Consider the following 23186-nt stretch of genomic DNA (forward strand, 5'->3'; position numbering starts at 1 on the left):
TGTCACCGGCCGCCGTCCTGCTTGCGCAGGTAGTCGCTCAGCTCGTCAAGCTCCGCGCGGACCTGGTCGATGCGCTGCGGCGGCTGGGGCTGGGGCTGTGCGCTGGGCCGGGGCGCGGGGGCGGGCGTGGGCAGGGGCGTGCCGCCGCCCGTCTGCGTGCCCATCCCGTGCATCGGCGGCGCGACCGGCCCCTGCGGGTACTGCTGGGGCTGGGGCTGGGGCTGGGGCTGGGGCTGGGGGTAGCCGTACACGGGGGGCGGCTGCATGCCGTACGGCGCCGGGGCCACGGGGTGCGGGTGGCTGCGGGCGAAGTGGATGTCGCGGATCAGGTAGTAGGAGACCGAGGCGACGACGTTCACGAGCATGAGCCCCATCGCGGTGTTCCCCCACCAGGTGGTGAACTCCTCGGCGCCCGGGTCGCCGAACACGCCCGCCCAGCAGACGAGCTGGACCGCCGCGACGGCGGCGAAGACGCTCCAGTCGGCCTTCCTGCGGGTGGTCACGGCGAGCCGGAGCACCGGCACGAACCCGAGGAAGCCGCACGAGAGCACGCCGATGGCCACGAAGAGCACGCGCAGACCCGACTGCGCTCCGGACGAGGGGAGCCTGGGCGGAGGCGCGTAGCCGTGGCCGTGCATGGATGCTCCTGCTGGTGTGTGACCGGTGTTCGAACCGCGTGCTCCTTCGAGCGTATAGGCCGATCATGACAACCGGCCCGGGGTTGTACCGAACCGTTGCGGACCTGCCTGTTCCGTGACGGTCACTCGGGGGCGAGCGTGCCGTCCGTCAGGCCGTCGTGGAGGCCCTGGACGAGCTGTTCGCCGAGCCGGGACGCGAGCCGCAGGGCGTCCTCGAACGCGGCCAGTGCCTTGAACCGCTCGCCGTACCCGGCCTGTTCGGGCAGCGGGAGGCGGGGCAGTTGCAGCCGGCGCACGTCGAGCCGGGTCGCCGTGGAGGCGTAGCTGCTGGCCTGCCGGTTGTTGGCGGTGGAGCGCAGGAACCCGGCGACGAACCAGGGGTCGAGCGCGGCCGGGTCGGGGCGCAGCAGGGCGAGGCCGCGGCCGAGAGCGGCGCCCTCGGTGGGACCGTCCACCACGCGCGCGGTGGCGCCGCCGCCGACGACGGGCACGACGACGTCCCCGGCCCGCAGCAGGAACGGCTCGTCGTCGCCGCCGAAGGTGCCGGAGGGGGCGGCGCCGGTGAGCACGTCGTGGTCGGTGAGGACCGGGACCGGCACCCGCGCGGCGCCGCCCGTGCGGGAGTCGGCCCCCGAGGCGGCCGGGGTGCGCAGGAACAGGGCGCCCGCGCGCGCGAGTTCGCCGACCGTGGTGAGCGGCCAGCGGGCGGGGTCGGCGGCGGGGACGGCGGGCCGCGGGGTGAGCCCGGTGGTCAGCCGCAGGGTCCCGGCGAGCTCCTCGCGCACGGCGGTCAGCCCGGCGGCGCCGCTGCCGCCCGCGGCCGGCGGGGGCAGCCGGCGGGCGGGCGCGAGGTCGACCTCGTCGTCGAGGAGTTCGATGACCGGCACCGAACGGGCCACCCCCGGGCGCTCGGCCAGCGTCCCCGCGCGGTCGAAGGCGCGCCAGGCGTCGAGCACGGCGTCCTGCACGGTGGCCCAGGCCTGCTGCTCGCGCACGTCGCCCGGGGCGGCCAGCGAGGTGGTGTCGACGAGGAGCAGTTCGGGGGCGGGGACCGCGGTGCCGCCGGGCCGGCGCAGGACCCACAGGTGCAGCGGGATGTTGTTCGGCGGGACCGCGCCCGCGGGCAGCGCGATCACGGCGCGCAGGGCGCCGCGGCGCAGCAGGTCGGCGCGGATCCGCCGGCCCGAGCGGCGGGAGGCGACGGTGGGCGGCATCAGCAGGACCGCGGTGCCGCCGTCGCGCAGGCGGGCCAGCGCGTGCTGCACCCAGGCCAGTTCGGACTCGGTGCGGGCCGGGAAGCCGTACTCCCAGCGCGGATCGTAGGCCAGCTCGTCGTGGCCCCAGCCGCGCTCGTTGAACGGCGGGTGGGCGAGGACGACGTCGGCGCTGACGCCGTCGAGCGCGTCGGCGAGCAGGGTGTCGGCGGCGGCGGTGCGCACGGTGGGGCCCGCGCCCTCGCCCGCGGGCCCGTCGAGCGCGAGCCGCAGGGCGGTCAGGGCGGCCAGCTCGGGCGCGGAGTCCTGGCCGTAGAGGCGCTGTCCGCAGGGGGCGCCGTGGGTGCGCACGGCGTGCAGCAGGGCGCCGGTGCCGCAGGCCGGGTCGAGGGCGGTGGCGGCGGGCCCGGCGAGGGCGGCCATCAGGGCGGCGGGGCCGGGCGGGGTCAGCGTGTACTGGCGCGGGTTCGCGTCCAGGTGGCGGCCGAGCAGGAACGCGAAGGCGCGGCGCGCGCCGACGTCCGCGGCGAGTTCGGCGGCGCCGCGCAGCAGCGGGACGGACGGGACGAGGGCGGCGGGCGCCGGGGTCGCGAGGGCGCGCCCGGGGGGCGCCCCGAAGCGGGGGGTGAGGACGCCTTCGAGGGCGGCCGACAGGCGCTCGGCGAGGCCGCGGTCGTCGGTCGTGGCGCTCAGGGCGAGCCATTCGGTGGGCCGGTCGTGCACGAGGAGCAGGACGCTCCCGGCGTGCAGCAGTGCGGTGACCGGGCCCGCCGGGTGGCCGGCGAGCTGCTGCCAGACGCGCTCGCGCAGCGGGACCTCGGCGAGCTTGCCCTGCTCGCGCAGCCACTCCTCGATCTCGGTGAGCGCGAAGGAGGGGCTGGTGTCGGTGCCGCCCACGGGCTTGGGGAAGTCGGCGTGCCGCCGCCGCCAGTTGGAGACCGCGGCCCGGCCGACCCCGGCGAGCCGGGCGATCCCGGCGGCCGTCACCTCTGTCGCGTTGTCCCGCACCGCTCCGGCTCCCCTCGTGGCATGACGTGTGGACCCGACCCTATCGACCTCCACCTAAGAACCGCATTCACAACCGATCGCCACCAGATTCATGTGAACACGGTTGATTCGGTTCACAGATGATGGTGTTCTTGACCCAGCCAACCGCCGGATACACGGAAAGCCGGGGGGAGGTTGGCTTCTCTCATCACGGAGGAACAGTCATGTCTCAGACCCAGCCGCAGCAGCACCCGCAGTACCCGCCGTTCCAGCAGCCGCAGCCCCAGCAGGCGGCGCGGAACGGGCTGGGGACGGCGGCGCTGATCCTGGGCATCGTCGGCGCCGTGTCGGGCGTGGTCCCGATCCTGTTCTGGCTGGCCGGGGTCCTCGGGCTGATCGCCCTGATCCTGGGCCTGACGGGCCGGGGCCGCGCCAGGCGGGGCGAGGCCACGAACAAGGGCGTGGCGCTGACCGGCGCGCTCCTCGGCCTGGCCGCGATGGGCCTCGCGGTCTTCGGCGCGTACACGACGTTCAAGGCCGTCGACGACGCGGTCGACCAGTTCAACGAGTCGGTGTCGGACACGAAGGCCAAGGGCACCGAGAGCGCCCCGAAGAGCGACAAGGGCGACAAGGGCGACACCGACAAGGCCAACAAGGACGACAAGGCCGACAAGCCGGCCGCGGGCAAGGCGCTCGACGCGGGCGACGCGGTGGTCTACGACGACGACCTGACGGTGTCGGTGTCGAACGCGGTGCGGTTCGCCCCGGACGCGTACGCCGCGGGCCACAGCAAGGGCAACAAGGCGTACAAGGTCACCGTCACGGTCACCAACGACAGCAAGGCGAAGTTCGACGCGACGCTGCTGACCGCCGACGCCCGCGCCGGCAAGGCGGGCGTGACCGCCGAGCAGATCTTCGACGGCAAGGTCGGCGGGGGCTTCAGCGGGACGATCCTGCCCGGCAGGAAGGCGACGGTCGTCTACGCCTTCGACGCCCCGGCCGACGCCGAGAACCTCACGGTCGAGGTCACGCCGAGCTTCGAGTACGACGGCACGCAGTGGGACCTCACCATCTGATCCCGCGCGGTCGCGGACGAGAGCCCGCCCGAGGGGACGCCGAACACGGCACGCGCCGAAGAGCGCGTGCCGTGTTCATCTGGGTTCATCTGGCGTGGAAGCGCGAGGGCGCCGCGGTCGGATTCCCGCCGGTGGGCAGCTTCTGGTCGGGGCAGCCGCCCAGCACCTTCTTCATGGCGTCGCGCTCGGCGCCGGTCACCCACAGCCCGTACTTCTTCTTCACGGCGACCTGACCGGCGACGTACGTGCAGCGGAAGCCCTTGTCGGGCGGCAGCCAGGTCGCGGTGTCGCCGTCGCCCTTGCTGCGGTTGGGGGTCGCGTCGACGGCCAGCAGGTTCAGCGGGTCGTTGGCGAGCGCGATGCGCTTGCCCGGCTCCCACTTGAAGGCGCCCTTCTGCCAGGCGTCGGACAGGGAGACCAGGTGGTCGATGTCGACCTTGCTGCTGCCGCGGGTGAAGGTGACGTCCTTGCCGCTGTACGGGTCGGGGTCGAGCCGGCCGCCGGAGACCTTGCACTCGCCGTCGGAGAACCGGACGCTCTTCAGGTCCCGCTTGAGGATGTCGTCCCGGGTGTCGCAGTGGTTGGAGTCGGTGTCGGCCCAGGCGGTGCCGAACCGTTCCCGCGCGTAACCGGTCTTGGGCGCCCGCCCCTTGACGGTGAGCGAGTCGACGGCCGCCAGCGCGCTGCCCGCCTTGCCCCGCGCCCCGGCTCCCGGGTTCCCGCCCCCGCTCCCGGTCGCGCTCCCGCCGGTGTCCAGCTCGGCCTTGCAGCCGGTGACCGCCACCCCGGCCAGCACGACGGCCACCGCACCCCGCCCCACGCCTCGCATCACGCCACCCCTCCCACACGTCCGCATCCGATGCCCGTCGCACCGGCCACGCCGGTCCAAGGCTACGAATGCCCCGTGCGGGCCGGGGGATGCGGGGGCTCCCCGGGCGCGCCGGGCGCCCGGGGAGCGGGGGTCACGACCCCAGGATCGTCGTCAGGAACTCGCCGACCCAGGCCAGCAGCTGACGGCCGACCAGGGGCTTGCCGCCGACCTTGGCCGTCTTCGGGCGGGGGACGAGGATCTGGTGGGTGGCCGGCTTGATGACCGTGCCGGGGTGCAGGCGCTTCAGCCGCAGCTCCTGCGACTCCCGCAACTCCACCGGCGCGAAGCGGATGTTGTTGCCCTGGAGGACGATCTCGCCCACCCCGCAGGCGCGCGCCAGCATGCGCAGCCCCGCCACCAGCAGCAGGTTCTCCACCGGTTCGGGCAGCTTGCCGTAGCGGTCGGTGAGTTCCTCGCGGACGTGGGTGACGTCCTCCTCGGAGTTCGCCGAGGCGATGGAGCGGTAGGCCTGGAGGCGCAGCCGCTCCCCCGGCGCGTAGTCGTGCGGGACGTGCGCGTCGACCGGCAGCTCGATCTTCACCTCCAGCGGCGGCTCCTCCTCCACCCCGCCGTCCAGGGAGGCCCGGTAGTCGGCGACGGCCTCGCCGACCATGCGCACGTACAGGTCGAAGCCGACGCCCGCGATGTGGCCCGACTGCTCGCCGCCGAGCAGGTTGCCCGCGCCGCGGATCTCCAGGTCCTTCATCGCCACGTACATGCCGGCGCCCATCTCCGTGTGCTGGGCGATGGTCGCGAGCCGCTCGTGCGCGGTCTCCGTGAGCGGCTTCTCCGGCGGGTACAGGAAGTACGCGTAGCCGCGGTCGCGGCCGCGGCCCACCCGGCCGCGCAGCTGGTGCAGCTGGGACAGGCCGAAGTTGTCGCCGCGCTCGACGATGAGGGTGTTGGCGTTCGAGATGTCGATGCCGGACTCGACGATCGTCGTGGAGACCAGGACGTCGAACTTCTTCTCCCAGAAGTCCACGACCACCTGCTCCAGGGCCTGTTCGGACATCTGGCCGTGCGCCGTCGCGATCCGCGCCTCCGGCACGATCTCGCGCAGCCGGGCCGCCGCGCGGTCGATGGACTCGACCCGGTTGTGGATGTAGAAGACCTGCCCCTCGCGCAGCAGTTCGCGGCGGACGGCCGCGCCGATCTGCTTCTCCTCGTAGGGGCCGACGAAGGTGAGGACCGGGTGGCGCTCCTCGGGCGGCGTCGTGATCGTCGACATCTCGCGGATGCCGGTGACGGCCATCTCCAGCGTACGGGGGATGGGGGTCGCGGACATCGTCAGCACGTCGACGTTGGCCCGCAGCTTCTTCAGCTGCTCCTTGTGCTCGACGCCGAACCGCTGCTCCTCGTCGACGATGACCAGGCCCAGGTCCTTGAATCTGGTCTCGGAGGAGAACAGCCGGTGGGTGCCGATGACGATGTCGACGGAGCCCTCGCGCAGCCCCTCCAGGGTGGCCTTCGACTCGGTCTCCGTCTGGAACCGGCTCAGCGCCTTCACGCTGACCGGGAACTGGGCGTAGCGCTCGGAGAACGTGCCGAAGTGCTGCTGCACGAGCAGCGTCGTCGGGACCAGGACCGCGACCTGCTTGCCGTCCTGGACCGCCTTGAAGGCCGCGCGGACGGCGATCTCCGTCTTGCCGTAGCCGACGTCGCCGCAGATCAGCCGGTCCATCGGGACCGTCTTCTCCATGTCGTCCTTGACCTCGGCGATCGTGGTCAGCTGGTCGGGCGTCTCCGCGTACGGGAACGCGTCCTCCAGCTCGCGCTGCCAGGGCGTGTCCGCGCCGAAGGCGTGGCCGGGCGCCGCCATGCGGGCCGAATACAGCTTGATCAGGTCGGCGGCGATCTCCTTGACGGCCTTCTTGGCGCGCGCCTTGGTCTTGGTCCAGTCGGCGCCGCCGAGCCGGTGCAGCGTGGGGGCCTCGCCGCCCACGTATTTGGTGATCTGCTCCAGCTGGTCGGTGGGGATGTACAGCCGGTCGCCGGGCTGGCCGCGCTTGGCGGGCGCGTACTCGACGACCAGGTACTCGCGGGTGGCGCCCTGCACGGTGCGCTGCACCATCTCGATGTAGCGGCCGACGCCGTGCTGCTCGTGCACGATGTAGTCGCCGGATTCGAGGGTGAGCGGGTCGATGGTCTTGCGGCGGCGGGCTGGCATCCGCTGGCCGTCCTTGCCGGCCGTCCGCTGCCCGGTGAGGTCGGTCTCGGTGAGGACGGCGACCTTCAGGTCCGGGTGGACGAAGCCGAATTCGAGGCTGCCGCAGGACACCTGGACGACGGAGGGCGCCAGGTCGCCCAGGTCCTTGTCCAGGCGGGCGGCGATGCCCTCGCCGCCGAGCACCTCGACGGTGCGGGAGGCGGGGCCGTGCCCCTCGGTGACGTAGACCGCGCGCCAGCCGTCGGCGAGCCAGCCCTTGGTGTCGGCCAGGGCGCGGGCGGTGTCGCCCCGGTAGGTCTCGGGGGCGTGCATGCCGAGCTGGAGGGTGTCCGCGTCGAGCCCGGCGGCGTCGGCGGCGAACGGCGACACCGTCCACCACATCATGCCCAGCTCGCGGGCCCGCTCCCGGACCTCGGCGATGGCGCGCAGCGAGGCCGCGCCCACGTCGATGGGGGCCTCGCCGCCGGTCGCGGACGCCGCCCAGGACGCCTGGAGGAACTCCTGGGAGGTCGCCACCAGGTCGGTGGCGCGGGTGCGCACGCGCTCGGGGTCGCAGACGACGGCCATGGCGCCGGCCGGGAGCACGTCGATCAGCAGTTCCATCTCGTCGACGAGGACGGGGGCGAGCGACTCCATGCCCTCGACCGCGATGCCCTCGGCGATCTTGCCGAGCAGTTCGCCCAGCTCGGGGTGGCGCTCCGCCAGCTCGGCCGCTCGGGCCCGGACGTCGTCGGTGAGCAGCAGCTCGCGGCAGGGCGGCGCCCACAGCCCGTGCTCGGCGACCTCCAGGGAACGCTGGTCGGCGACCTTGAAGTAGCGGATCTCCTCGATGTCGTCGCCCCAGAACTCCACGCGCAGCGGGTGCTCCTCGGTCGGCGGGAACACGTCGAGGATGCCGCCGCGCACGGCGAAGTCGCCGCGCTTCTCAACCAGCTCCACGCGCGCGTAGGCCGCCGCGGCGAGCGCTCCCACCGTCGCGTTCAGATCCGCGGACTCGCCGGTGCGCAGCGCCACGGGCTCCAGGTCGCCGAGGCCCTTGACCTGCGGCTGGAGCACGGAGCGGATCGGGGCGACGACCACCGAGACCGGGCCGGTCTCCGGGTCGTCGGCGCGGGGGTGGCGCAGCCGGCGCAGCACGGCGAGGCGGCGGCCGACGGTGTCCGAGCGCGGGGAGAGCCGCTCGTGCGGCAGCGTCTCCCAGGAGGGGTACTCCACGATGCCGTCGGCGGGCAGCAGCGAGCGCAGCGCCGCGGCCAGGTCCTCGGCCTCCCGGCCGGTCGCGGTGACGGCGAGCACGGGCCGCCCGGCCTCGCGGGCGAGCGCGGCCACCGTGAAGGGGCGGGACGCGGGCGGGCCCACCAGGTCGATGTGCATGCGGTTGCCGTCACCCGCGGCCTTCACCGCTTCGGTGAGGGCCGCGTCCTTGACGACGGCGTCGAGCAGTCCGTGCAGGCTCATGGGGGCCTAGGCCTTTCCCGTCCGGGGTGGGCAACGCAAAGGGCCCGACACGTCTCACGGGCCGGGGTCCTCCAGGGTACGTCGCCGGAGCGGGTGCCGCCCGGACGAGGCCGTCCCCGCGGCGGGCACGGCCGGAGGGGCCCGGGGAGCGTGCGCTCCCCGGGCCCCTCGGGGCACCGGCCGGTCAGTCGGTGGCGATCGCGTTCAGTACGTTCATCCGGCCCGCCCGGAACGCCGGGATCAGCGCGGCGAACAGTCCGACGAAGGCCGAGCCGACGAAGACCGAGAGGATCGTCGGCCACGGGATCTCCAGGACGCCCAGTCCCTCCAGGGCGAGGAGCTGCTGGGCGGTCGCGCCCCAGCCCATGCCGAGGCCGAGGCCGAGCAGGGCGCCGAAGAGGGCGATGACGACCGACTCCAGGCGGATCATGCGGCGCAGCTGGCGGCGGGAGAGGCCGATGGCCCGCATCAGGCCGATCTCCCGGGTGCGCTCCACCACCGACAGGGCGAGGGTGTTCACGACGCCGAGCACCGCCACGATGATCGCGAGGGCGAGCAGCCCGTAGATCATGTTGAGGAGCTGGCCGATCTGGTCCTTGAGGGTCTGCTTGTAGTCGGTCTGGTCCTTGACCTTGACGGTCGGGTCGGCGGCGACGGACTTCTTGAGCGCCGCGTACGCCTGGTCGGCCTTGCCGTCGGCGGCCTTGGCGAACATCATCCCGTTGAGCGGGACGCGGTCCTCGGGCAGGTACCGGGCGGGGGTCGCGATATTGGTGTACATCGCGCCCTTGTCGAAGACGGTGTCGTCGGAGGTGATCGCGGCGACCTTGAGCTTCGCGGTGCGGCCGTGCTCGAAGGCGACGGTCAGCACGTCGCCGACCTCGACGCCGGTCTTCTCGGCGAAGGCGGAGCCGACCGACATGGCGTTCTTGCCGTAGGCCGCCGCCAGCGTGCCGGAGGTGGCCTCGCGGCGCAGGTCCTGGGCGTAGGACGGGCTGGCGGCGACCAGCTCCTGCTTCTCCTGGGTGCCGTCGGGCGTGGTCAGCGTGGTCTGGACGTACTTGACCTCGGTGACGTGGTCGAGGTCGCCGGTCGCCGTGACCTTCTTCAGGGCGGCGGCGGCCTGCGGGGTGATCACGCCGTTGCCGGGCTCGACGATGAAGTCCGCGCCGACCGACCTGTCGAGCTGGTCGGTGGCCGAGGCGACCATCGAGGAGCCGACGACGGAGAGGCAGGCGACGAGCGCGAGGCCGATCATCAGGGCCGCGCCGGTGGCGCCGGTGCGGCGCGGGTTGCGCAGCGCGTTGCGCTCGGCCATGCGGCCCACGGGCCCGAAGAAGCGGAGCAGCACGGCGCTGATGACGCGGACGACGAGCCCGGCCAGGAGCGGACCGACGACGACGAACCCGATGAGGGTGGCGACGATGCCGGCGCCGAGCCACAGCGAGCCCTGGCCGGCCTTGTCGGCCCGGGTCGCGAGGTAGAGGGCGTACCCGCCGCCGCCCGTGAGGAGGATGCCGAGGACGGCGCGGACGGCTCCGGCCCGGGTGTCGGCGGGGGTGCCCGCGTCGCGCAGGGCGGCCATCGGGGAGACCTTGCCGGCCCGGCGGGCGGGCAGGTAGGCGGCGAGGACGGTGACGACGATGCCGAGGAGCAGGCCGATCGCGGGGGTCGACCACCGCACGGTGAGGTCGTCGGTGGACAGGTCCATGCCGGCGGCGGACATCAGCTTCATCAGCCCGACGGCGAGTCCGACCCCGGCGCCGACGCCGAGGACGGAGCCGACGACGCCGAGCAGCAGCGCCTCGACGAGCACCGACCGGTTGACCTGCTTGCGGCTCGACCCGATGGCGCGCATCAGGCCGATCTCGCGGGTGCGCTGGGCGACCAGCATCGAGAAGGTGTTGATGATCAGGAAGATGCCGACGAGGAACGCGATCCCGGCGAAGCCGAGCAGCGCGTACTTGATGACGTCCATGAAGGAGGAGACGCCGGAGGCGTTGGCGTCCGCGGCCTCCTGCTGCGTCTGGACCTTGTACGGGGTGGTGAGAGCGTCCTGGACGTGCCGCTTGACCTGCGCGTCGCTGTAACCGCTCGCGGCGACGGCGTTGATCTGCGTGAACCGGCCGGTCGTGCCGAGGAGTTCGCGCTGGGCGGTGGCGGTGTCGAAGTAGAAGACGGCCGCGCCGGGGTTGGTGACGGTGAAGGCGGCGATGCCGGCGATCCGGGCCGTGTGGTCGCCGGTGGCGGCGATGGTGCGCAGCTCGTCGCCCAGCTTCAGGTGGTGCTTGGCGACGGTGTCGGAGTCGACCATGACCTCGGTCGGTCCGCGCGGGGCGTGGCCGGCGGTGATCTCCATGGAGCGGAGGTCGTTGCGGGTCCAGTTGCCCGCGATCGTCGGCGCGCCGTTCTCGGAGCCCATGTTCTTGTTCTTCGCGTCGACGACGGTCACGTTCATCGAACTGACCGCGCCCTCGGCCGACTTGACGCCCCGGGCCTTCGCGACGGCGGCGACGGCGGAGGCGGGCAGCGACTCGGGGCGGCCGGTCGCGCTGCCCTCGGCGGCGGAGCCCTTCGGGCTGACGGTGACGTCCGACGACGTGGCCGTGAACAGCTTGTCGAAGGTCTTGTCCATCGTGTCCGTGAACACGAGCGTGCCGCAGACGAAGGCGACGGACAGCAGGACGGCGATCGCCGAGAGGGCCATCCGGCCCTTGTGGGCGACGAAGTTGCGCAGCGACGTCTTCAGGACGGTGTTGGCGCTCATGACGTACGGCCCCGGGAGTCGAAGTCCTTCATGCGGTCCAGGACGGCGTCGGCGGTCGGCCGGTGCATCTCGTCGACGATGCGGCCGTCGGCCAGGTACAGGACGCGGTCGGCGTAGGCGGCGGCGACGGGGTCGTGGGTGACCATCACGATGGTCTGGCCCAGCTCGTCGACCGAGCGGCGCAGGAAGCCGAGCACCTCGGCGCCGGCCCGCGAGTCGAGGTTTCCGGTCGGCTCGTCACCGAAGATGATCTCGGGGCGGGCGGCCAGGGCGCGGGCGACGGCGACGCGCTGCTGCTGGCCGCCGGAGAGCTGCGCGGGCCGGTGCTTGAGGCGCCCGGCGAGGCCGACGGTCTCCACGACCCGGTCCAGCCAGGCGCGGTCGGGCCTGCGGCCCGCGATGTCCATCGGGAGCGTGATGTTCTCCAGCGCGTTCAGCGTCGGCAGCAGGTTGAACGCCTGGAAGATGAAGCCGATCCGGTCCCGGCGCAGCTGGGTGAGCTTCTTGTCCTTCAAGCCGGTGATCTCGGTCTCGTCGAGGTGGATCCGGCCGCCGCTCACGGTGTCGAGCCCGGCGAGGCAGTGCATGAGGGTGGACTTGCCGGAGCCCGACGGGCCCATGATCGCGGTGAACTGCCCCCGCGCGATGTCGACGTCCACGTGGTCGAGCGCGACGACCCGGGTCTCCCCCGACCCGTACGCCTTCACGACCTGCCGCGCCCGCGCGGCAACGGCCGTACGCTCTCCAGTGCCCCCGGTCCTGGGAATGGTCACAGCCGATGTCACGGTAGGTCTCCTATGTCGGTGACGCGGATCCATACGTGTCCGCGCCGTGGCCTCAAGTCTCGTGTCGCGGGGCCCCGGACGCCCTGGTGGAAGTCACCGTCCTTCCCGGGGGAAAACCCCACCCCTCGACGGTAGGAAGAACCCCCGCACCGCTCCTCCTCCGGCGGGACGAACCGTCCCCGGTCCGGTCTACGGAGGTACCCCTAGGGGCGGTCCACCCTGAGGTGGAGCCCTACTCAGGGTCGACTCCACCCGCATAAGCTCCCCCGGAAGATAGGTGCAGGGGGAAAGAAATGCGGAGCAGGAACACGCGCGGCCCGGTGGTCGCCGCACTGATGCTGTCCATGGCGCTGGCGGCGCTCGACTCCACCATCGTCTCCACCGCGGTGCCGCAGATCGTCGGGGACCTCGGCGGCTTCTCGGTCTTCTCGTGGCTGTTCTCCGGCTACCTGCTCGCGGTGACGGTCACGCTGCCCGTGTACGGGAAGCTGTCGGACACCCTCGGCCGCAAACCGGTGCTGCTCGCCGGCAGCGTGCTGTTCCTGGCCGGGTCGGTGCTGTGCGCGAGCGCGTGGAACATGGCGGCGCTCATCGCGTTCCGGGTGGTGCAGGGGCTGGGCGGCGGCGCGATCCAGGGCACCGTGCAGACGCTGGCCGCCGACCTCTACCCGCTGGAGCAACGCCCCAGGATCCAGGCGCGGTTGTCGACGGTGTGGGCGACGTCGTCCGTCCTCGGTCCGGCGCTCGGCGGGCTGCTCGCCTCGACGGCGGGCTGGCGCTGGATCTTCCTGATCAACCTGCCGATCGGCGCGGTCGCGCTGTTCCTCGTCGTACGGCACCTGCACGAGCCGGCCCGTGCGCCCGGGCCGCGCCCGCGGATCGACTGGGCGGGCGCGCTCGGGGTGTTCGCGGCGGGCGGGGTGCTGCTGACCTGGCTGGTGCAGGGCGGGGTGGCCTGGGCGTGGGGGTCGGCGACGTCGGTGGCGCTGCTGTGCACCGGGGTCGCGCTGATCGGCGGGGTCGTCCTGGTCGAGCGGCGGGTGCCCGAGCCGATCCTGCCCGGCTGGGTGTGGCGGCGGCGCACCATCGCGGCGGTCAATCTGGCGCTGTGCGCGATGGGGCTGCTGATGGTGGCGCCGACGACGTTCCTGCCCACCTACGCGCAGTCGGTGCTCGGCCTGTCGCCGACGGCGGCCGGGTTCGTGCTGTCGGTGATGACGCTGAGCTGGCCGGTCTCGGCGGCGCTCAGCCAGCACGTGTATCGCAGGATCGGCTTCCGGGACACCGCGCTGATCGGGATGACGGCGGCGCTCGGGCTGCTGGCCGCGTTCCCGCTGCTGCCGTTCCCCGGCGCCGTCTGGCAGCCCACGCTGCTGAGTCTGCTGCTCGGGGCGGCGCTCGGGCTGTTCCAACTGCCGCTCATCATCGGCGTGCAGTCCACCGTGGGGTGGGCGGAGCGCGGCACGGCCACCGCGTCCATCCTCTTCTACCGGCAGATCGGGCAGACCGTCGGCGCGGCCGTCTTCGGGGCCGTCGCCAACGGCGTGATCTCGCACCGGCTCGGCGCCGGCACCGATCTCGACTCGGTGGTCGGCGGGGCCGGCACGGACGGTGTGCGCCGGGCCATCGACGCGGCGGTCGATGCCGTGTACGTGGGTGCCGCGTGTGCCGGTGCCGTGGCGCTCGCCGTACTGATCGCCCTGGCCCCGCGCCGCTTCCCGGTCCTGACCTCACCCCCCACTCCCCCCACAACACTCCCCCACCCCCTGCCCCACCCCTCCCCCCACGACTGACCCCACCATTGCCCAACCCGCCCTTCCGGACGGCTCGTCGAGCGCGCCACCGTCGCGGCTGGTCGCGCAGTTCCCCGCGCCCCTAGGTCGTTCTTCACGCGCGCCACCGTCGTGGCTGGTCGCGCAGTTCCCCGCGCCCCTGAGATGCGCACTGCGTGCGCCATCTCATCGGAGAGGCGCACCACCGACCCACCTCCCAGGAGAGGCGCGCCACCCTCCCGCCTCCCAGGAGAGGCGCACCACCGTTCCGCGCGCCCGGGAGAGGCGCGCGAAGCGCAGCCTCAAGGGGAGGCTGCGCGCAGCGCACGCCTCAGGGGCGCGGGGAACTGCGCGAGACGCGGCCACCGGCCCGCAGACGAACAACTACCCAGGGGCGCGGGGAACTGCGCGACCAGCCCCCACGGTGGCGCGCGTAACAGACGGCCCAGGGGCGCGGGGAACTGCGCGACCGGCCCCCACCGGGCCGCACCCCGAGAAATACCCCCGCGCGCGGCCCGGCCGGATCGGGGAAAGGGGTCACCCGGGCGGCTACCTCCGAGTAACGTTCCGGCTCCCCACACCCCTCCCTGCGGCCCGCCCGACCCGGCGGCCCCGAGCCAGGCAAGGAGACCGGGATGCCGTACCGCCCACCGCAGACACACACCCACCGCCTCCCCCGACACCCCGACCTGCCACCCCCCACCGGCCCCAGCGGCGACCTGCGCCTGCTGCGCACCGCCTACCGCTGGCAGCGCCGGGTCGCCACCCTCACCGCCCTCGGCCACTTCACCCTCTTCCTGCTCCTGTCGGCGTTCGCCCCCGGCCTGATGAACCGCTCCGTCAGCGGCGGCCTCTCGACGGGGCTGCTCATCGGCCTGCTCCAACTCCCGGTCACCGGCGTCGCGTTGATCCTCTACGAGCGCACGGCCCGACGCCGCGTCGACCCGCTGGCCCACCGGCTGCGCCGCCTGGGCGGCCGCCCGTGACCGCGCTGGGGGCGACCTCGGCCGAGTCCATGTCGCTGGCCGCGTTCACGGCGGTGGCGACGGCGACGCTGCTGCTGTGCATCGTGACCAGCCCCGAGCGCGACGACCTGGAGGAGTTCTACACGGGCTTCGGCCGGCTGACCCCGATGCGCAACGGGCTGGCGATCGCTGGCGACTACATCTCGGCGGCGACCGTCCTGACGACCACCGGCATCATCGCGCTGGTCGGCTACGACGGCGTGGTGCTGGCCCTGAGCACGGCGCTCTCGCTGACGCTGCTGATGTTCCTGCTCGCCGAACCACTGCGCAACGCGGGCCTGTTCACCCTGGGCGACGTCCTCGCCCGCCGGATGCCGGGCCGGGCGGCGCGGACGGCGGCCTGCGCGGTGACGCTGGCGGCGCTCGTCCCGCTCATGCTGGTGCAGCTCGCGGGCGCGGGCGACCTGCTGGCGTTCCTGCTGGGCTTCAGCGACGAGACCTTCAAGACGGTCTGCGTGGTCGGCGTCGGCGCACTCATGATCAGCTACGCGGCGATCGGCGGCATGAAGGGCACCGCCGTCATCCAGATCTTCAAGATGGTGATGCTGCTCGGCTCGGGCGTCGCCGTCGCGGCGGTGATCCTGTACCGCTTCGACTGGGACCCGGGCGCCCTGCTCGCCGAGGCGGCCCACCGCAGCGGCGCGGGCCGCGCCTACCTGACCTCGGGGCTCCAGTTCACCGGCAGCGCCTTCCCCCGCCTGGACATGATCAGCGCGGAGCTGACCGTGGTCCTCGGCGGCGCCACGCTCCCGCACGTCACGATGCGTATGAACACGGCGCGCAACGCCCGCGAGGTGCGCCGCTCGATGTCCTGGGCGGTGTCCGCGGTCGGCGTCTTCATGCTGGTCGTCGCGGTGCTCGGGGTCGGCGCGGCCGCCCTGGTGGGACGTACGGGGATCGTGTCGGCCAGCGCGCAGGGCAGCACGGCGTTCCTGCTCGGAGCGCGCGCCGCGTTCGGCCGCACCCTGTCGACGGCGGAGGCGCTGCTGTTCACGGCGGTCACCACGGCCATCTTCCTGACCCTGCTGGCGTCGGTGGCGGGCATGATCCTGGCCTGCGCCAACTCGCTGGCCCACGACGTGTTCGCGTACGGGAGGCGGGCGCGGGAACCGCGCGGCGAGCTGAAGGCGGCCCGGGTGTCGGCCCTGGCGGTGGGCGGCGCCGCCGTCCTCCTGGCCACCCTGGTCCAGCACCGCAACGTCCAGCCGCTGACCACGCTCTCCTTCTGCCTGGGCGCCTCCGCCCTGGCCCCCGCCCTGGTCTACAGCCTCTTCTGGCGCCGCTACACCCGGGCGGGCCTGCTGTGGACCCTGCTCGGCGGGACCACGGCCTGCCTGGTCCTGATGGCGGGCTCCAACCTGGTCTCGGGCTCCCCCGGGTCGGCCTTCCCCGGCCACGACCTGAACTGGTTCCCGTTCACGACCACCGGCATCGTCTCGATCCCCCTGGGCTTCCTCCTCGGCTGGCTGGGCACCGTCCTGACCCCGCCGGGCAGGGCGGCACGCCAGCGGCAGCAGTACGAGGCGGTGGAGACCTGGATCCTGGCGGGCGCGCCGGCGGCGGCGCCGGACGGACGCACCGGCCCCCGACCGCCCGGCACCGGCTGAGCGGCCCCCGGGGAGCTAGGGCCGGCCGTCGCGCGGGGCGAAGGTGCGCAGCGCCTCGGCGTCGCCGACGGCAGCGCGCACGTACGTGTCGGCCCAGGCGCGGCCGCCGGGGTAGTCCGACGCGCGGGCGATGCGGTCCACGGCCGCGTCGACGTCGAACGCGGTGTGCCGCAGCTGCACCTGGCCGTCGCGCAGGAGCGCCCAGGAGGCGCCGGGCCTCCCGTACGGCATGCCGACGCTTCCGGAGTTGACGACGAGGCGTCCGTCGACGAGCCGCAGGAACGGCATGTGCGTGTGCCCGCAGACCACCGTCGTGACGTCGTCGGGCAGGTCGGCGAAGACCTCCGCCCAGCGCTCCGGGCGGGTGTCGACGAGGACGACCTCCTCGTCGTCGCGCGGCGTCCCGTGGCACAGGACGACCGTGCCGAAGCCGTCGACGTGCCGGGTCACCGGGTGGGGCAGCGCCGCGAGGAACGCGACGTCCGCGGGCCGCAGCCGGCCGGCGGCCCACAGGTCGATGTCACAGGCCGCGCCGCCGGGGACCGCGCCGCGCGCCAGGGCGACGAGCTCGCGGTCGGCGTTGCCGCGGACCAGGACGGCCCGCTCGCCGAGCGCCCGCAGCCGGTCCAGCACCTCCACGGGCTGCGGGCCGGCCACGTGGTCGCCGGTGACCACGATCAGTTCGGCCGACCGGACGTCGGGCTCGGCCAGGACCGCCTCCAGGGCCGGCAGCACGCCGTGGACATCGGACAGGACGGCGACACTGGCGACCATGGGCAGACCTCGCGACCTCGGGTGGTGGACCCTGCCGGGTTCCCCCGGACGCGTGGACGAAGCCATGGGTCCGGGGGGACTGGGGCACCGCGGGTGCGGGCGGCGGGGATCAGGGCGCGGCCGCGCACACCGCCGCCCGCGTGACCAGCTTGCGGTGCGGGCCGAGGAGGTCCACGTCCCAGTAGGCGCGGTCGTAGCCGATGCCGACCGCCGTGACCTCGCGGCTCATCAGGGACGCGTAGATGTCGTTGCCCGGGTCCGGGTCGGTGACGGTGTCCGCGAAGTAGGCGTCGTTCCGGTAGCCGGAGTACATGAACTCCTCGGCGTGGGCGGAGAAGAGTCCGGCGTCGGTCAGCCGGGTCCGCAGGTCGCGCCCGTCGCTGCCCACCGTGCTGAGCCGGCCCCGGCCCGCCATGTCGCGGGCGTGGGCGCCCGCCACCTCGGAGGCCCGGTCGGACAGCCGCAGGCCGGGCAGCCCGTGCGCGGCCCGCTCCTGGTTGACCTGGCAGGTGATCCAGTCCACGTCCGGGTGGTAGGCGGCCCCGGGCTCCGGGGCCCCGGCCGCCGCCGTGCCCGCGGTCCCGGCCAGCAGGGCCACCGAGGCCGCCGCCGTCGCCAGGACCCCCGCCATCGTGCTGCGCTTCACGCTCGTCCCTCTCGTCGCGCCGCGCCCGCGGACCGTTCACCGGGGCGCTGCCAGCAGTGTGCCGACGAGCGGGGGCCCGGGCCCGGCGCAACATGCCGGGCGGCGGGCGCCGAACTCACTTGCCCAGGCGCTCCGCCACCGCCGCCCGCCGGGCCAGCACCCCGTCGCGCAGCTCCGCCATCTCGCGCAGCGCGTCCCGCCGCTCGCGCTGGGCGAGGCGGTCGAGGTAGAGGCGGCCGTGCAGGTGGTCCGTCTCGTGCTGGAGGCAGCGGGCGAAGTAGCCGCGGCCCTCCACCACCAGCGGGGCGCCGTCCTTGTCCCGGCCGCGCACGACCGTGTGGTCGGCGCGGGCGACCGCCTTGTAGGGGCCGGGCACGGACAGGCAGCCCTCCATGCCCTCGATCAGCCGCCGCCGGGCCGGCGGCTCCTCGTCGAGCACCGGGTTGGCGATGGCGCCGGTGTGCCGCACGCCCCAGTCGTCCTCCATGTCGTAGACGAACAGCTGGAGGTCGACGTCGACCTGGTTGGCGGCGATGGCCGCGCCGTGGGCGACGTGGTTGGTGGCGAACATGTCGTCGATCAGGCGGTCGAGCGCGGGGGTGCCGAAGTGCTCCTGGGTGAGCGGCCGGCAGCGCCGCCGCAGCACGTCCTCGCCGACGACGGTGATGCGCCGCACGGCTCCCCGCTCGACCTCCGGCAGCAGCCGCTCCTCGCTCGTCACCGTCAACCCCTGCCTTCCGTATGCCCGTTGGCGCCCCGGCGGCGCCGGTCCCGGCAACGTAGCAGGCGGCACCCGCCCGGCGGCCCCCCTACTCGGACTCGGCCGGCGCCCGCCCGGTCAGCGCGGCCAGCGAGCTGCGTACGTGGTCCATGTGGGCCCGCAGCTCCTCGCGCGCCTCCCCGTGCTCGCGCAGCACCCCCTCGGTCTCCCGCCCGATCCGCTCCTCGCGCGCCCTGGCCTGCGCGACCAGCTCGGCCGCGGCGGCGTCGGCGTCCTCCTGCCGGTGCCGCGCCGCCTCCTCGGCCTCGGCCAGGGCCCGCTTCGCGTCGGACAGCCGCGCCTCGGCCTCGGCGACGGCGGCGGTCTCCCGGGCCTCGGCGGCGGCCACGCGTCCGGCGTCCTCGCGCTCCAGCTCCTCGATCCGCCCGGCCTGCTCCTTGGCCTGGTCGGCGAGGGCGCTCTCGCAGCGGCGGCGCATGTCCCGCAGCGCCTCCAGGGCCGCGCTCCGCGTCTCCTTGACCTCCCGGCGGGCGGCGACGCGGACCTCGTCGGCGGCGGCCCGGGTCGCCGCCTCCCGCTGCCGGGCCCACTCCTCGGCCGCGCCGCGCACCTCGTCGGCGTAGGCCTGCGCGGCGTCCCGCAGCTCGGCGCCGGCCCGCCCGGCGGCCTCGGTGGCGCTCTGCGCGTCGCCGCGCCCGGTGTGCCGCACCGCGGCGGTCTCCTCCTCCACCAGCTCCAGGAGGTACTGGGCGCGCTTGCCCAGCGAGGCGTACGTCTGAGGGGCGAGCCGGGCCACGGCCTCGCGCAGCCGCTCCGCCTCCGCCTCCATCTCCTTGTGCAGGACGGTCAGCCGCGCGACCCGCTCCCAGGCGGCGTCGCGCTCCTGCGACAGCCCCCCGGCGAAGGCCTCCACCTGCTCGGGCCGGTAGCCGCGCACACCCCGGCCCCGGGTGACGACGAAGCCGTACGCCGACGCTCCGGAAGCCGACGCACCCGTACCCGCACCGCTGGCGCTCACAGGGCTCATTCTGGGTTCACCTCTCCACACCGACACAGCGGCCGACCGACGCACGACGTTCTGCGTGATTGGCGCACATCTTTGTAGATCAGACGGAAGTGCTCATAACGCGACACACGTCACACACCGCATGACCCACTCGGTCAAGGATGCGTCAATTGCTGCCGAAAGTCGGAATCGTCGTGTCGGAGCGGAGCGCCGAGAAGAGTTCCGCGGCCTCGGCCGCGTCCCACTCGACGACGTCACCGACCCCGGGAACGGAGGGCTCGCCCGCGATCGGCACCGTCGTCGTGGAGCCGTCGCCGTGCGAGATGTCGTCCATCTCCGTACCCAGCTTGCCGAGATTCAGCAGTCCCGCGTCCCGGTCCACAGTGAGCGCGTCCAGCGAGGCGCCCAGGAACGGCAGCAGCCTCCAGGGCAGCAGCAGCGTGCCCGGGCTCAGCGCCTTGTCCGCGATCGCCGCGATCAGTTGCTGCTGCGCCCGGACCCGGCCCAGGTCGCCGTCGGCGTAGCTGTGCCGGTCGCGGGCGTAGGCCAGGGCCTGGGTGCCGTCCATGGTCTGGCAGCCGGCCTTGAAGTCGGCCCCCGAGTACGAGTCGCTGACGTCCCGCGGCACACACACCTCGACCCCGCCCAGCGCGTCCACGACGTCCACGAACCCGCCGAAGTCCACCTCCGCGTAGTGGTCGAGGCGCAGCCCCGTCGCCTGCTCGACCGTGCGCGTCAGCAGGGCGGGCCCACCCAGCGCGTACGAGGCGTTGATCTTGTTCTTGCCGTGGCCGGGGATGCCGACGTAGCTGTCGCGCGGGATCGACACCAGATACGGGCCGCTCGCGCCGTAGTGCAGCACGATGATGGTGTCCGTCTCGTCGCCCGAGTCGGAGCCGACATGCAGGTCCTGCTGCTGCTCCTTGCTGAGGTTCTTGCGGGTGTCGGAGCCGACCAGCAGCCAGTTCGTACCCTTGCCCGCGGCGGGCCGCCCCGCGTAACCGCCCAGGGCGTCCGTCCGCTGGACCTGCGCCACGGCCCAGATCCCGACCCCGACCCCGTACGCGACCACGAGCACGACCACCACGAGGAGCGCCAGCAGGATCCGCCGCAGCGGACCGCGCCGCCGGGCACCCCCGGCGCCGCGCCCGCGCCGCCACCCGCGCCGCCCCGAGCGGTACACCGTGGTGCTGCTCGCGGGCGGCAGCGGGCGGTCCGGCCGCTCCGGTCCCGGCTGCTCTGGCGGCGTCGTCATGGTACGAACCTGACACAGCACCAGAAAAGCCGCAGGGCGACGCACCCTTACGGTGCATCGCCCCACGCCGCACGGACCCCTACAGCAGCCCGTCCCACATCTGCTCCAGGAGCACCGACCACCAGGTCTCGGGCGAGCCGAGCGCGGCCGGGTCCAGCGCGTTCAGCTGGGCCTGGAAGTCCACGGTCCAGCGGCCCGCCTGCTCCGGATTGAGCCCGTAGCGCAGCCGCCACATCCGGCCCAGCAGCGCCAGCGACCGGGCGAACTCCGGCAGCCCCGAGTTCACGAACTGCGGCGGCACCGGCGCCCCGGCCGCCTCCACCGGCACGGCCACGATGTGCGCCGTCCCGTACTGCACGCACAGCGCCTTGCCGAAGTCGGAGCCCATCACCAGGTACGAGCCCGCGTCCGGCGCCGGCCGCGCCCCGCGCTCCTGCGCCAGCTCGGCCAGCGTCGGCACCGGCCGGCCCGGCTGGGCCTGCGCCCAGAAGAACGGCCCGAAGTCGGCGGGCAGCCCCGCGACGACGAGGGTGTGCGCGACGACGTCCGGGACGCCCTGGCGCGACACCGCCCGCTGGTCGAAGCGGAACACCCCGGGCCCGAAGGCCGCCGCCAGCTCCTGCGCGATGCCCTCCGGCGGCACCGGCGGCGCCGGCTGCGCGGGCGGCAGCGGCGCGCGCACCGGCGCCGGACGCGCCGGACCGTCGGCGACCTGGTGCAACTCGCCCTGGTGCGCCAGCAGTTGCGACATGCCCTGCTGGCGCGAGGCGTGATCGGTGCCGTACGGCGCGATGGACGTGATCCGCGCCTGCGGCCACTGCTCCTGGATCATGCGGGAGCAGTAGGCGCCGGGCAGCGCGCACGACTCCAGCTCCGTGTGCAGCTCCAGCACCTGGTCCGGCGGGACGTTCATGCCGCGCAGCTCGTGGAAGATCTGCCACTCGGGGTGCGGGACACCGGGCGCCGAGCGGCGGATGAGCTGCTGCTCGGAGCCGTCGGGCGCGCGGTAGCGCAGCACCGCCTGGTAGCCGGGCCCCACCGTCGGCGGACCGGCCGGGCGGCCGGCGGGAGCCGGCTGCGGATATCCGTACGCGGGCGGCGGCCCGCCCGGGACCTGCTGCCCGGGCACCGGCGGCGGCATCGCGCCCGGCGGCACCGGGCCGGGCGGCGGCAGCTGCGATCCGGGACCCGAGAGCATCGTGGCCGCGTGGTGCACCGCGTCCCCGCCCGGCACCGGAGGCGGAGGCGGACCCGGCGGACCGGGCGGCTGCGGAGTGCCGGGCGCACCGGGCGGACCGGGCGGCTGCGGGGCGCCGGGCGCACCCGGGCCCGCGAGCGGCGGGCCCGAGAGCATGGTCGCCGCGTGGTGCACCCCGGCGCCGGGCGGCGCGGCCGGCGGCTGCGGCTGCCCGTCGGGGCCGGGCGCCCGCACCAGCTGCGTCGGCACGTACCCGCCGCCGGGCGTCCCCGGGCTGCCGGGCGGCGGCGGGGTCTGCGCACCCCCGCCACGCGGCGGCGGCGCCTTGCTGGTCGCGGCGTCCGCGATGTCCCGCGCGTCGGGCGGCAGCGGCCCCCCGGCGCCCTGCGGATAGCCGTACGCGGGCACCGCCCCCGGCGGCGGCGTCAGCGGCACGGCGGTACCGGGCACCGGCGGCGGCAGCGGCGCACCCCCGGACAGCCCGCCGGACCCCGCGGCAGGACCCGCGGCGGGCGGCGGCGGCAGCGGCGGCGACACCGGAGGCGGCGGAGGCGTCAGCAGGGCCGCGTCCGGCACCGGCTCGGGCAGCGCCTCCTCGACCGGCGGCGGCGGGGGCGAGAACACCGTGTCGGGCAGCGGGACCAGCCGGTCCTCCTCGTCCCCCACCCCATTGGTGTCCGTACCGGCCCACGGCGTCGCGTCGGCCGGCACCGGCGCGGGGAGCGGCTCGGGCGCGGGGGGCTCGGGCGCGGGCGGCGCGGCGGACGCACCGGCCGGCACCGCGTCCTGCGGCTCCGCGGCCCCGGACCGCTCCGCCGCCGGGCCACCGCCCGCGATGCCCAGCTTGTCCGCCGCCTCCTGCAACCACTCCGGCGGCGACAGCAGGAACGACGTCTGATTCAGGTCCACCCGCTCCGGCGGCCGCGGCGCCCCGGCCCCCGTCGGAGCCTCCGGCAGCCCGTACTCCTCCTCGTACCGCCGGATGACCTCCCCCACGGGCAGACAGGGCCACAGCGTCGCCTCCGCCGAGTCCCGGGCGATCACCAGCCGCTGCCGGCCCCCCTCGGAGACCGCACCGCCCTCACGGTCCTCGGCCCACACCACGAAGCCCAGCTCGAACTCCCGGACCCGCACCTCCCGGTGCCGGACCGCGGGCACGTCACCGTTGATCCACTCCTCGGCGCGCTCCTGCGCCTGTGCGAACGTCACCATCGGACCC

General features: G+C 74.3%; 16 protein-coding genes. 4 read left to right on the forward strand and 12 right to left on the reverse strand.

Annotated elements, in window-relative coordinates; genetic code table 11:
- Positions 1 to 2: 2 nt before the first annotated feature.
- Together ACIP5K_RS22515 and ACIP5K_RS22520 are read right to left on the reverse strand one after the other, a co-directional pair.
- On the reverse strand, positions 3 to 638 hold the full coding sequence (locus ACIP5K_RS22515) for a hypothetical protein (protein ID WP_401412011.1): 636 nt from the start codon (positions 636 to 638) through the stop codon (positions 3 to 5).
- 122 nt (positions 639 to 760) lie between these two features.
- The gene (locus tag ACIP5K_RS22520) at positions 761 to 2860 is read right to left on the reverse strand and encodes an N-6 DNA methylase (RefSeq protein WP_401412013.1); all 2100 of its coding nucleotides are present in this window, start codon (positions 2858 to 2860) and stop codon (positions 761 to 763) included.
- A gap of 203 nt (positions 2861 to 3063) precedes the next feature.
- Between ACIP5K_RS22520 and ACIP5K_RS22525 the strand changes: the two genes are divergently transcribed.
- The gene (locus ACIP5K_RS22525; RefSeq protein ID WP_401412015.1) at positions 3064 to 3915 is read left to right on the forward strand and encodes a DUF4352 domain-containing protein; all 852 of its coding nucleotides are present in this window, start codon (positions 3064 to 3066) and stop codon (positions 3913 to 3915) included.
- Between the two features lie 85 nt (positions 3916 to 4000).
- On the opposite strand, the gene ACIP5K_RS22530 is transcribed toward ACIP5K_RS22525, so the two are convergent.
- From ACIP5K_RS22530 to ACIP5K_RS22545, 4 genes are all read right to left on the reverse strand, one after another.
- Positions 4001 to 4744, reverse strand: a complete 744-nt coding sequence (locus tag ACIP5K_RS22530) for an HNH endonuclease family protein (RefSeq protein ID WP_401412287.1) — start codon at positions 4742 to 4744, stop codon at positions 4001 to 4003.
- Positions 4745 to 4877: 133 nt separating this feature from the next.
- Positions 4878 to 8411: a transcription-repair coupling factor gene (gene mfd / locus ACIP5K_RS22535; protein WP_401412017.1), complete on the reverse strand. Its 3534-nt coding sequence runs from the start codon at positions 8409 to 8411 to the stop codon at positions 4878 to 4880.
- Between the two features lie 184 nt (positions 8412 to 8595).
- On the reverse strand, positions 8596 to 11178 hold the full coding sequence (locus ACIP5K_RS22540; protein WP_401412019.1) for an ABC transporter permease: 2583 nt from the start codon (positions 11176 to 11178) through the stop codon (positions 8596 to 8598).
- Positions 11175 to 11963: an ABC transporter ATP-binding protein gene (locus ACIP5K_RS22545; RefSeq protein WP_401412020.1), complete on the reverse strand. Its 789-nt coding sequence runs from the start codon at positions 11961 to 11963 to the stop codon at positions 11175 to 11177. The genes ACIP5K_RS22540 and ACIP5K_RS22545 overlap by 4 nt, the downstream gene beginning before the upstream one ends.
- Before the next feature lie 293 nt (positions 11964 to 12256).
- On the opposite strand from ACIP5K_RS22545, the gene ACIP5K_RS22550 reads away from it, so the two are divergent.
- The 3 genes from ACIP5K_RS22550 to ACIP5K_RS22560 all read left to right on the forward strand — a co-directional run bounded on the left by ACIP5K_RS22550 (position 12257) and on the right by ACIP5K_RS22560 (position 16367).
- Positions 12257 to 13756 (forward strand): MFS transporter, encoded by a 1500-nt coding sequence (locus ACIP5K_RS22550; RefSeq protein WP_401412022.1) that lies wholly within the window; start codon positions 12257 to 12259, stop codon positions 13754 to 13756.
- A 614-nt stretch (positions 13757 to 14370) separates the two neighbouring features.
- Positions 14371 to 14721: a DUF485 domain-containing protein gene (locus tag ACIP5K_RS22555; protein ID WP_401412024.1), complete on the forward strand. Its 351-nt coding sequence runs from the start codon at positions 14371 to 14373 to the stop codon at positions 14719 to 14721.
- A 29-nt stretch (positions 14722 to 14750) separates the two neighbouring features.
- Positions 14751 to 16367, forward strand: a complete 1617-nt coding sequence (locus tag ACIP5K_RS22560; protein WP_401412288.1) for a cation acetate symporter — start codon at positions 14751 to 14753, stop codon at positions 16365 to 16367.
- Between the two features lie 15 nt (positions 16368 to 16382).
- Here ACIP5K_RS22560 and ACIP5K_RS22565 read toward each other — a convergent pair whose 3' ends face one another.
- The 6 genes from ACIP5K_RS22565 to ACIP5K_RS22590 form a co-directional block, all read right to left on the reverse strand.
- Positions 16383 to 17141, reverse strand: coding sequence for a metallophosphoesterase family protein (locus ACIP5K_RS22565; RefSeq protein ID WP_401412026.1), 759 nt, complete (start codon positions 17139 to 17141; stop codon positions 16383 to 16385).
- A 109-nt stretch (positions 17142 to 17250) separates the two neighbouring features.
- Entirely contained in the window at positions 17251 to 17787 is a 537-nt protein-coding gene (locus ACIP5K_RS22570; RefSeq protein ID WP_401412027.1) for a CAP domain-containing protein, read from the reverse strand.
- 115 nt (positions 17788 to 17902) lie between these two features.
- On the reverse strand, positions 17903 to 18514 hold the full coding sequence (gene def, locus ACIP5K_RS22575; protein ID WP_401412029.1) for a peptide deformylase: 612 nt from the start codon (positions 18512 to 18514) through the stop codon (positions 17903 to 17905).
- 82 nt (positions 18515 to 18596) lie between these two features.
- Positions 18597 to 19535 carry a cellulose-binding protein gene (locus tag ACIP5K_RS22580; protein ID WP_401412030.1) on the reverse strand — a complete coding sequence of 313 codons (939 nt, stop codon included), beginning with the start codon at positions 19533 to 19535 and terminating at the stop codon, positions 18597 to 18599.
- A 145-nt stretch (positions 19536 to 19680) separates the two neighbouring features.
- Positions 19681 to 20769 (reverse strand): LCP family protein, encoded by a 1089-nt coding sequence (locus ACIP5K_RS22585; protein ID WP_401412032.1) that lies wholly within the window; start codon positions 20767 to 20769, stop codon positions 19681 to 19683.
- 79 nt (positions 20770 to 20848) lie between these two features.
- Complete coding sequence (locus ACIP5K_RS22590) at positions 20849 to 23179, reverse strand: SUKH-4 family immunity protein (RefSeq protein WP_401412033.1); 2331 nt, start codon at positions 23177 to 23179, stop codon at positions 20849 to 20851.
- Between the last annotated feature and the right edge of the window lie 7 nt (positions 23180 to 23186).

This window comes from Streptomyces sp. NPDC088785 (assembly GCF_044750685.1).
Taxonomy (GTDB): Bacteria; Actinomycetota; Actinomycetes; order Streptomycetales; family Streptomycetaceae; genus Streptomyces.